General features: G+C 64.4%; 11 protein-coding genes. 5 read left to right on the forward strand and 6 right to left on the reverse strand.

What is annotated here, in order from left to right; translation table 11 throughout:
- Positions 1–6 precede the first annotated feature (6 nt).
- Positions 7–1,506, forward strand: coding sequence for an efflux transporter outer membrane subunit (locus H0241_RS29275; protein ID WP_181061245.1), 1,500 nt, complete (start codon positions 7–9; stop codon positions 1,504–1,506).
- A 22-nt stretch (positions 1,507–1,528) separates the two neighbouring features.
- On the opposite strand, the gene H0241_RS29280 is transcribed toward H0241_RS29275, so the two are convergent.
- Positions 1,529–1,804, reverse strand: coding sequence for a DUF6074 family protein (locus H0241_RS29280; RefSeq protein ID WP_181061246.1), 276 nt, complete (start codon positions 1,802–1,804; stop codon positions 1,529–1,531).
- A 147-nt stretch (positions 1,805–1,951) separates the two neighbouring features.
- Positions 1,952–2,248 (reverse strand): DUF982 domain-containing protein, encoded by a 297-nt coding sequence (locus H0241_RS29285; RefSeq protein ID WP_181061247.1) that lies wholly within the window; start codon positions 2,246–2,248, stop codon positions 1,952–1,954.
- Between the two features lie 318 nt (positions 2,249–2,566).
- On the opposite strand from H0241_RS29285, the gene map reads away from it, so the two are divergent.
- Positions 2,567–3,400 carry a type I methionyl aminopeptidase gene (gene map, locus H0241_RS29290; protein WP_181061248.1) on the forward strand — a complete coding sequence of 278 codons (834 nt, stop codon included), beginning with the start codon at positions 2,567–2,569 and terminating at the stop codon, positions 3,398–3,400.
- A 29-nt stretch (positions 3,401–3,429) separates the two neighbouring features.
- On the opposite strand, the gene H0241_RS29295 is transcribed toward map, so the two are convergent.
- Positions 3,430–4,239 carry an AraC family transcriptional regulator gene (locus H0241_RS29295; RefSeq protein WP_181061249.1) on the reverse strand — a complete coding sequence of 270 codons (810 nt, stop codon included), beginning with the start codon at positions 4,237–4,239 and terminating at the stop codon, positions 3,430–3,432.
- 61 nt (positions 4,240–4,300) lie between these two features.
- Here H0241_RS29295 and H0241_RS29300 point away from each other — a divergent pair, with 61 nt between their 5' ends.
- A complete protein-coding gene (locus H0241_RS29300; protein WP_181061250.1) occupies positions 4,301–4,693 on the forward strand; it encodes a cupin domain-containing protein in 393 nt (130 codons plus the stop codon).
- Positions 4,694–4,817: 124 nt separating this feature from the next.
- On the opposite strand, the gene H0241_RS29305 is transcribed toward H0241_RS29300, so the two are convergent.
- Together H0241_RS29305 and H0241_RS29310 are read right to left on the reverse strand one after the other, a co-directional pair.
- Entirely contained in the window at positions 4,818–5,720 is a 903-nt protein-coding gene (locus H0241_RS29305) for an SDR family oxidoreductase (RefSeq protein WP_181061251.1), read from the reverse strand.
- 59 nt (positions 5,721–5,779) lie between these two features.
- Entirely contained in the window at positions 5,780–6,520 is a 741-nt protein-coding gene (locus H0241_RS29310; protein ID WP_181061252.1) for an SDR family oxidoreductase, read from the reverse strand.
- Positions 6,521–6,626: 106 nt separating this feature from the next.
- Here H0241_RS29310 and H0241_RS29315 point away from each other — a divergent pair, with 106 nt between their 5' ends.
- Together H0241_RS29315 and radC are read left to right on the forward strand one after the other, a co-directional pair.
- Positions 6,627–7,529: a LysR family transcriptional regulator gene (locus tag H0241_RS29315; RefSeq protein WP_181061253.1), complete on the forward strand. Its 903-nt coding sequence runs from the start codon at positions 6,627–6,629 to the stop codon at positions 7,527–7,529.
- 145 nt (positions 7,530–7,674) lie between these two features.
- Positions 7,675–8,442, forward strand: a complete 768-nt coding sequence (gene radC / locus H0241_RS29320) for a RadC family protein (protein WP_181061254.1) — start codon at positions 7,675–7,677, stop codon at positions 8,440–8,442.
- A 71-nt stretch (positions 8,443–8,513) separates the two neighbouring features.
- Here the strand turns inward: radC and H0241_RS29325 are convergent.
- The coding region (locus H0241_RS29325) for a LysR substrate-binding domain-containing protein (RefSeq protein ID WP_235984543.1) at positions 8,514–8,785 on the reverse strand (272 nt) is incomplete at its 5' end.

Here is an 8,785-nt window from a genome sequence, read left to right on the forward strand (position 1 = left end):
TCTTCCATGACAGGTTTTGAACGTGGCTCGCGGGCCGCGAGGCGGACGCTTGCGCCTATACTTACCGCCGCCGTGCTCTCCGGCTGCGTCGTCGGCCCGGACTACCAGAAGCCGTTTCTGGCAATGCCCGCAGCATGGAGCGACCAGAAATCGTCCAAACCGGCCAGGCCGCCGCAACTGTCGCAATGGTGGCAGCGGCTGCGCGATCCGGAGCTGGACAGCCTTGTCGAGGAAGCGGTTGCCGGCAATCTCGATGTCGCAACCGCCAAGGCCAAGATCCGCCAGGCGCGCGCCAGCTACCGCCAGAGTGCCGGGACTTTGTTCCCCACGGCCGACGGCAGCGGCTCCGCCACCCGCAACAAGACCGCAGCGACCACGGAAGGCGGCGCCGCCAGCGATGCCTACAGCTATTACCAGGCCGGCTTCGACGCCAGCTGGGAACTCGATCTGTTCGGCGCCAACCGCAGAGGCGTCGAGGCGGCCCGCTATGGCGTGGACGCTTCCGAGCAGGAGCTGCGCTCGACGCTGCTGACCCTGGTCGGCGACATCGCCTCCTACTATGCGCAGGCGCGCGGTTACCAGGCCCGTATCCAGCTGGCCTGGCGCACGGCCACATCGCAGCAGCAGACTGCCGCGCTCACCCGCACCATGCTGCTGGCCGGAACGGCGACGGCGGCCGATGTCGCCAAGGCCCAGGGACAGGCAAGCGCCACCGAGGCCGATGTGCCGACACTGGAGGCCAGTTACGCTGAAGCCGTGCACCGGCTTTCCGTGCTCACCGGCCGCCCGCCGGCGGCGCTGAACGAACGGCTGAAGCGCGGCGCGCCGATCCCGACGCCGCGCCTGCCGCTGCCGACCGGCATTCCGGCCGACATCCTGCTGACCCGGCCCGACGTGCGCATGGCCGAGCGGCAATACGCCCAATACACCGCCAACGTCGGCCAGGCCGAGGCGGCCCGCTATCCCGCGGTCAGCCTGACCGGCAATATCGACACCTCCGCCTTCAAGCTCGGCGACCTCGGCAAGAATTCCACCATCGGCTGGTCGTTCGGGCCGACGCTCAGCATGCCGCTCTTCAATGCCGGGCAGCTGAAGGCCGCGGCCGACGTCGCCAGGGCCGAGCGCGATCAGTATTTCATCGCCTACAAGGCGTCCGTGCTGACGGCACTCGAAGACGTCGAAAATGCCATCGTTGCGCTGCGCCAGGAGCGCATCCGCAACGGCAAGCTCGCGGCCTCGGTGAAATCCTATGGCGAGGCCGCAAATCTCGAGCGCACGCTGTTCAAGGCAGGCGAAGCCAGCCTTCTCGATGTGCTGGATGCGGAGCGTTCGCTCTATTCGGCCGAGGACGATCTCTTGCAAAGTCGCATTGCCATCGCCACCGACTATGTCGCGCTCAACAAGGCGCTCGGTGGTGGCTGGGACGGCACGATCGACAGCGCAAAACCCGAGATCGTCGCCGCCAAGACCGGTCCACGGCTGGCGTCGGCGCCCACCACGCAGTGATGAGCGTGTCAGTGTGCTCTACTTAGAGGCGGGTGCGCGTCTGGCGCTGTCCTGGTACGGCATCGTCCGCCTTGAAATGCATCTCGTCCTGGACGGCGGCAAAAAACCGGCGGACATCGTTGGCCGCCGAAGCCGTATCGCTGCCGGCCGCGACCGCCTTGTCGAGGAGTTCGCGCGCCGTGGCCTTCCAGAAGGAATTGGCTGTGTCGCCATGCAGCCTGCCCAGCCTTGCCGCCACCTCGCGCACCAGCGTGGTCTGCCGGTCCAGCGGAAAGGCGCGCACATTTGCTGAGGACATATTCTGCACCATGACACTGACGCAACGAATCAGACGCTGCTCTATGCCGTCATGACTAGCTGTGAAGTCGGAAACGGAACCTTAACGCTGCGGAGTCCGCGCCGATTCTGGCGAGTCGGTTGGTCGGCCTTCAGGTCGAACAGAACTCTAAATCCGCAGACCCCTCGCCTCGCCGCCTCGCTTGGCCGTCACCATCATGTCCCTGGCCAGCAGGCCACTGACCCGGCAAAACGCCATGAAGGCGCGGCAGGCATCCTCGGTCTTGACCACGTCCACAGTGGCGCCGAAGCAGGCGTTGAACGCCGCCTCGTAGACCTTGCCCTGTCGCTTCTTTGGCCAGTCATGCAGGACATCCAGCGCCTGTTCGACGCTGTAGATCTCCTCTACCGGCAGCCCGGGCGCAGGCGCGATACGCACCGGCACCTCGAATTGCAATCTGTCCATTTCCAAGTCTCCCGAACTGGCGTCGACCACAGCAACGCCGTTCGTCGTCAAAAGTTGCTTTGAGTGCTTGTCGCGCAAAAATGTGTCGTCACTGCGGTCGCCACAAGTAAGCCGGCCACGGCGTATCTGCCGAGTGATCCGTGCAACGTCGGCTTTGCGGCTCAACAGCCAAGCAAGGCCACTCAAACACCGAATATCGCCGGCGCGAGCCCCTCGCCGGCAGTTCTTCCTTGAACCTTGCGGCTTCCAGTGCCAAATCTGGAGAGATTTTCGACCGGGCTGATATGCATTGCCCGCTTACAGGCAAAAACGGACACTATGGTCACCTATCTCGACGCCGCCACGGCACCCCTCAGGAACACCGGCCAGATCCGCCTCTACGGCGAGGAAGGCTTTGCCGGCATGCGCAAGGCCTGCGATCTCACCGCACGCTGCCTCGACGAGCTGGTGCCGATGGTCCAGCCGGGCGTCACCACCGAGACCATCGACCGTTTCGTCTTCGAATACGGCATGGACCATGGCGCGCTGCCGGCAACGCTCAACTATCGCGGCTACACCAAATCGTCCTGCACCTCGATCAATCATGTCGTCTGCCATGGCATTCCCGACAACAAGCCGTTGAAGGACGGTGACATCGTCAACATCGATGTCACCTACATCCTCGACGGCTGGCACGGCGATTCCTCGCGCATGTATCCGGTGGGCACCATCAAGCGCGCCGCCGAACGCCTGCTCGAAGTCACCCATGAATGCCTGATGCGCGGCATCGCGGCGGTCAGGCCCGGCGCCCGCACCGGCGCCATTGGCGCCGCCATCCAGACCTTTGCCGAGGCCGAACGCTGCTCGGTGGTGCGCGATTTCTGCGGCCACGGCGTCGGCCAGCTGTTCCACGACGCGCCCAACATCCTGCACTACGGCACATCAAGCGAAGGCGTCGAGATGCGGCCGGGCATGATCTTCACCATCGAGCCGATGATCAACCTCGGCCGACCGCATGTGAAAGTGCTGTCGGATGGCTGGACGGCGGTAACGCGCGACCGCTCGCTGTCGGCGCAATACGAACACACGATCGGCGTCACCGACAATGGCTGCGAGATCTTTACGCTGTCGCCAAACAAGCTCGACCGCCCCGGCCTGCCGGCCATCAGCTAGGCTTCACATCGCGGCTGGAGGCCGTTGTGCTACCGGCCCGAGTGAAGCAGCCGCGCCTGACCGGGCGTAATGCCGAACAGCGCGCGAAATGCAGCACCGAAGGCGGGAACGCTGTCGAAACCGGCCGTGGCGGCGGCCTTGGTTGGATGAGCGCCGGTCACCAGCGAATTCAACGCTGCGGTCAGGCGGGCTTGCTGACGCCACTGGCGAAAGCTCAGTCCGGTTTGCGCTCGAAACATGCGCGCCAGGGTTCGGCTCGAAGCATTTGCCACGTCGCCCCACGCTTCCAGATTTCTTGGGTCGTGCGGGCATTCCAGCAATGCGCAGGCCACCCGCAGCAGGCGCGCATCGCCAGGCATCGGCAGACCGAGCGGCAGCGGCGTCGCCCTGCCGATCTCATCGAGCGCGAGTTCGGCAAGATGATAGCCGCGTCCGTCGGGGTCCCACTCCACCGGCTCCGCACAGGCGGCCAGGATCACTTCGCGCAGCAGGCCGGACACAGAGATGACCTTCGGCGCTTGCGCGACCCGTGTCGCGGCATCTTCTCTCATGAACAGCGCGCGCATGGCCACCGGCCCATCCATGCTGATGGCGTGCGCGGCGTCGGCCGGGACAAACAGTCCCGTTGTCGGTGGAACCAGGTAATTCCAGCCTTGCATGTCCACCCGCATGACCCCGGAAACCGCGTAGAGCAGCTGGGCGCGCGGATGACTGTGCATCCCCGACGAAAGCCCGGACGGATAATCGCAGGCAAAGCCGACGATCGGCCGCGGCGCGGTCTCGAATGGCAGGATTTCAGCCTGTCTCGTTGGCGACAGGAAATGGCCGGTTATCTTCATTCGACCAGAATAAACTAAGGCCAGTTTCCCTCAAGGGATGCAGGTTCAGGGAGGAATTGCCATGGATAGAGGCCTATTCCAGCAAATCGGCTTCGTGAAAGCAGACCAGCTCGTCGATGGCCCGCTCACGCCCGGCCAGAACAGAAAGAAGGCGCTGGAAACTGGCCCGCTGTGGGTCGGTCAATGCCACGTCACAGCGCTCGACGCGCCAAGCCAGTGGCATCACCATCAGGAGTTCGACAGCGTCATGTACATGCTGTCAGGACGTATTCGCGTCGATTACGGGCGGGACGGCAAGGAGTCCTTCGAGATCGGCAAGGGCGATTACGCCTATTTCCCCCGACGCGCGATCCACCGCTGCCAGATTATCGAAGGTGGCGATGACGTCCACTATGTCTTCGTCCGGGTCGGCGAAGGCGAAACCGTCGTCAATGTCGACGGCCCCGGCAGATAGGCCGATTGGCCGGCAGCGAGATCTTTACCCTGTCGCCAAACAAGCTCGACCGCCCTGACCCGAGGGCCAGAGCGGTCGAGATATCGAGCCGATTGATGGCCTGTGGACTGAGACCCCCGTCGCCTCAGCCGACAACAGCCGGGTGAAGCAGGTCTTCCAGGCCGATGTTGCGGTAGATCTCCCGGCGCACCCGGTCGGCAACGCCGTTGACGATCTCGGCGCCGTCCTGTGACGGGTCGACATGGACGCGGAACGGCCGCTTGCCAAACGGCATGTCCACGACGCGAACGATCTCGCGCGCCACTTCCGACGGATCGGCGTCGGCGGGCTCGAGGCCGGCCAGCCCCTTCAGCGCCCGATCAGCGATTCCGGCGTAAGGCCCCGTTTCATATTCGGCCGCCCGCGCCGCATCGGACGGCTTGCCGGAATGGGCGAAGTGATTGGTGCCCTTGGTGAAGGCACCGGGAACCATGATGGTGGTTTCTATGCCCCACAGAGCGAGCTCGGTGGAGTAGGACACAGCCAGCGCATCCATCGCGGCCTTGGCGGCAAAGTAAGGCGCCAGGAACGGCGGGGTACCGCCGCGTGTCGAGGACGAACCGACCCAGACCAGCAGGCCCTTGCCTTGCCCGCGCAGATGCGGAAGTGCGGCGCGATTGACCCGCTGAGACCCCAGAACGTTGCCGTCGTACTGCTGGATGAACTGGTCGGGGGTAAAAGCCTCGGCGGGGCCGAACACCATATGACCGGCGTTGTGGACGATGACATCCAGCCTTCCCGCATCGGCAATGATGTGGGCGATGCCGGCCTGCGCCGAGGCGTCCGATTGCACGTCGAGTTCAGCGGTACGCAGATCGGCCTTGTGCTCAGTGGCCCAGCCGGCAACAGCCGCGACCTGTGGCGCATTGCGCCCGGTGGTCTCGCGCATCGTGGCGTAGACGGTGTGGCCGGCTTCGGCCAGCGACTTGGCGGTCATCAGGCCGAAGCCCGAGGACGCGCCGGTGACGAGAATAACGAATTTGGACATGACGATGGTTCCTTGATTGAAGTTGATTGAAGCGGTTTAGGGTTGCTGGGCCGGCCGGATCAGATGATCCCGCCATTGGCCCGCAGGGTCTGGCCATTAATCCAGGCGCCGTCCGGGCCGGCGAGGAAGGCGACCGCGTCGGCGATATCCTTAGGCTGGCCGAGGCGTTCGAGTGGAGCCAATTTGGCCAGGCGATCGACGAGGTCCTGCGGCTTGCCGTCGAGGAACAGCTTGGTTGCCGTCGGCCCTGGCGCAATCGCGTTGACCGTGATGTTGCGGCCGCGCAATTCCTTGGCAAGCACGCTGGTCATCGCCTCGACCGCGGCCTTGGTGGCGGCGTAGACGCCATAGGTCGGCTGCAGCAGGCCGACGACGCTGGAGGAGAAATTCACGATCCGGCCGCCGTCGCGCAGTCGCTTCGCTGCTTCGCGCAATGTGTTGAAGGTGCCCTTGAGATTGACGGCGATCGTGCGGTCGAACAGCGCATCGTCGCTGTCGGCGATGGTGGCGAGGTTCATGATGCCGGCATTGTTGATCAGCACGTCGATACCGCCGAAGGCGGTTTCGACCGTGTCGAACATGCGGACGACAGCGGCGGCGTCCGAGATGTCGGCCTTGGCCGCCACCGCCCTGCCCCCGGCCGCTTCGATCCTGGCGACAACCGCCTCTGCGGCAGCCGCATTGCCGGCATAGTTCACCACGACGGTGAAGCCGTCCCTGGCGAGGCGTTCGGCGACGGCGGCGCCGATGCCGCCCGAGGCGCCGGTGACGATGGCGATTTTGCTGATTTGGTTGGTCATGGTCTGTCTCCTGTCGGATGCCGTTGATCGGCTGACAACAAGATGCGCCTTCCCGCATCGCGGATAATCAGGCATAATCCGACATCATCATTCGAAAGTTCGAACAATGGATCGCTTCGACGCCATGCGCGTCTTCATCCGCATCGTCGAGCGGCGCAGCTTCACCAAGGCCGCCGACGATCTTGGTCTGCCCCGCTCATCCGTCACTGATGCAGTGAAGGGGCTGGAGGCGCGGCTGGGTGTGCGGCTGCTGCAGCGCACGACCCGTCAAGTCAGTCCGACACTGGATGGCGAAGCCTATTATCAACGCTGCGTCAGCCTGGTTGCCGATCTTGAAGACGCCGAGGGGGCCTTTGTCGGCGCCAAGCCGTCGGGCCTGGTCCGCGTCGACATGCACGGGACCCAGGCGCGGTATTTCCTGCTGCCAGGCCTGCCCCGCTTTCGTGAGCTGTATCCGGATATCAGGCTGCATATCAGCGAGATGCACCAGCCGATGGATATGATCCGTGAAGGGTTCGACTGCCTTCTGCGCGCCGGCGAACTGGCCGACAGTCCGTTGATCAAGCGGCGCCTGGCGACGTTGGAAAGGGGCACCTTCGCCAGCCCTGACTACCTCAGCCGCTTCGGCACGCCGCAGACGCCCGATGATCTGGAGGGACACGAAATGGTCGGCCTGATGGCGCCGGACGCAGCCGAGATCATCCCACTCGTCTTCGTCGTCGACGGCAAGATCCGCCAGTTCACCTTGCCCGCCATGGTCACGGTGACCGGCCCGGAGACCAATGTCGCTTCCGCATGCTTGGGCCTCGGGCTGATCCAGGTGCCACGCTACCGGGTCGTCTCGGAACTGGCGAGCGGCGCGCTGGTCGAGGTGCTCGCCGGCTTTCCACCCTCGCCCTTGCCGGTGCACGTTCTCTATTCGCCAACGCGGCAATTGTCGCCGCGCCTGCGCGTGTTCATCGACTGGATGGCCCAACAGTTCCGCAATCGAACCGCGCCGGCGGAATGAAGCACCTCACGCCAGCTGCCTCATCCTCTGAGGCCTCGATACGGCAGACGCAGTCCGTTCACCGCCGGCCATACGCCCGCCGCCGAAAAGAACTCGACCTCCGGCTGCCTGTCGCTCTAATCTTGCCGAAACCTCGGGGGGATGGATGGGGAAGAGTGGCGACGACGAGCGAGGCTTTTTCTCCGAGCGGTGGATTGAACCGCCGGCGAAGGACAAGGCGCCAAAAGACAAACCGACGGAGAAGCCGCACTATCACGGCCATCGCGACCGCTTGCGCGACCGCTTCGTCGCCGGCGGCCCTGACGCCTTGCCCGACTACGAACTCCTTGAACTGCTGCTGTTTCGCCTGATCCCGCGCGTCGACACCAAGCCGATCGCCAAGGCGCTTTTGGCGCGTTTCGGTACTTTTGGCGAAGTGCTTGGCGCACCGGTGGCGCTGCTGCAGGAGGTGAAAGGCATCGGCCCCGCTGTGGCCGTCGATCTGAAAGTGATTGCCGCTGCCGCGCAGCGCATGGCGCGCACTGAGGTCCGCGACCGCGAGGTGCTGTCCAACTGGACGCAGCTTCTTGCCTACTGCCGCTCGGCCATGGCGTTCGAGAACCGCGAACAGTTCCGCATCCTGTTTCTCGACAAGAAGAACGTGCTGATCGCCGACGAGGTGCAGCAGGTCGGCACCGTCGACCACACGCCGGTCTATCCGCGCGAAGTGATCAAGCGCGCGCTCGAACTCTCCGCCAGCGCCGTCATCCTGGTCCACAACCACCCCTCAGGCGACCCGACGCCGTCGCGCGCCGACATCGAAATGACCAAACAGATCATCGACAGCGCCAAGCCGCTCGGCATCGCCGTCCATGACCACATCATCATCGGCAAGAAGGGCAATGCCTCGATGAAGGGCCTGTTGCTGATCTGAGCCAACGCGCCCCCCGGCGCCGTCAACCGGGATCGATCACCAGCTGTGGCGAAAGGGCCGGCCTGAACGCGCTAGTCCGCTGCCGTGGGCAAATAGTCGGTAGCGCTCACCGGATGACGCATGCGCGTCACCGCAAACTCGATAAAGGCCCGCAATTTGGGCAGCGCCTGGCTGCGACTTGGGTGATAGAGCGAGAGGCCGGGCACATCTTCGCCAAAAGCATCGAGCGCGGTCTCAAGCGCCCCGCTATCCAGATAGGGCATCACCAGCGAGCGCGGCAGGCGGAACAATCCAACACCACGCAACGCCGCCCTGATGCACAGATCAACATCGTTAATCACCA

The organism is Mesorhizobium neociceri, assembly GCF_013520985.1.
GTDB lineage: Bacteria > Pseudomonadota > Alphaproteobacteria > Rhizobiales > Rhizobiaceae > Mesorhizobium > Mesorhizobium neociceri.

What these genes read in the sequence shown, in the direction of transcription:
- H0241_RS29315 (WP_181061253.1), top strand. Translation starts at nt 6,627, where the DNA reads ATGGATCGCTTCGACGCCATGCGCGTCTTCATCCGCATCGTCGAGCGG.
- H0241_RS29295 (WP_181061249.1), bottom strand. Translation starts at nt 4,239, where the DNA reads ATGAAGATAACCGGCCATTTCCTGTCGCCAACGAGACAGGCTGAAATC.
- map (WP_181061248.1), top strand. Translation starts at nt 2,567, where the DNA reads ATGGTCACCTATCTCGACGCCGCCACGGCACCCCTCAGGAACACCGGC.
- H0241_RS29280 (WP_181061246.1), bottom strand. Translation starts at nt 1,804, where the DNA reads ATGTCCTCAGCAAATGTGCGCGCCTTTCCGCTGGACCGGCAGACCACG.
- H0241_RS29310 (WP_181061252.1), bottom strand. Translation starts at nt 6,520, where the DNA reads ATGACCAACCAAATCAGCAAAATCGCCATCGTCACCGGCGCCTCGGGC.
- H0241_RS29305 (WP_181061251.1), bottom strand. Translation starts at nt 5,720, where the DNA reads ATGTCCAAATTCGTTATTCTCGTCACCGGCGCGTCCTCGGGCTTCGGC.
- H0241_RS29300 (WP_181061250.1), top strand. Translation starts at nt 4,301, where the DNA reads ATGGATAGAGGCCTATTCCAGCAAATCGGCTTCGTGAAAGCAGACCAG.
- H0241_RS29275 (WP_181061245.1), top strand. Translation starts at nt 7, where the DNA reads ATGACAGGTTTTGAACGTGGCTCGCGGGCCGCGAGGCGGACGCTTGCG.
- H0241_RS29285 (WP_181061247.1), bottom strand. Translation starts at nt 2,248, where the DNA reads ATGGACAGATTGCAATTCGAGGTGCCGGTGCGTATCGCGCCTGCGCCC.
- radC (WP_181061254.1), top strand. Translation starts at nt 7,675, where the DNA reads ATGGGGAAGAGTGGCGACGACGAGCGAGGCTTTTTCTCCGAGCGGTGG.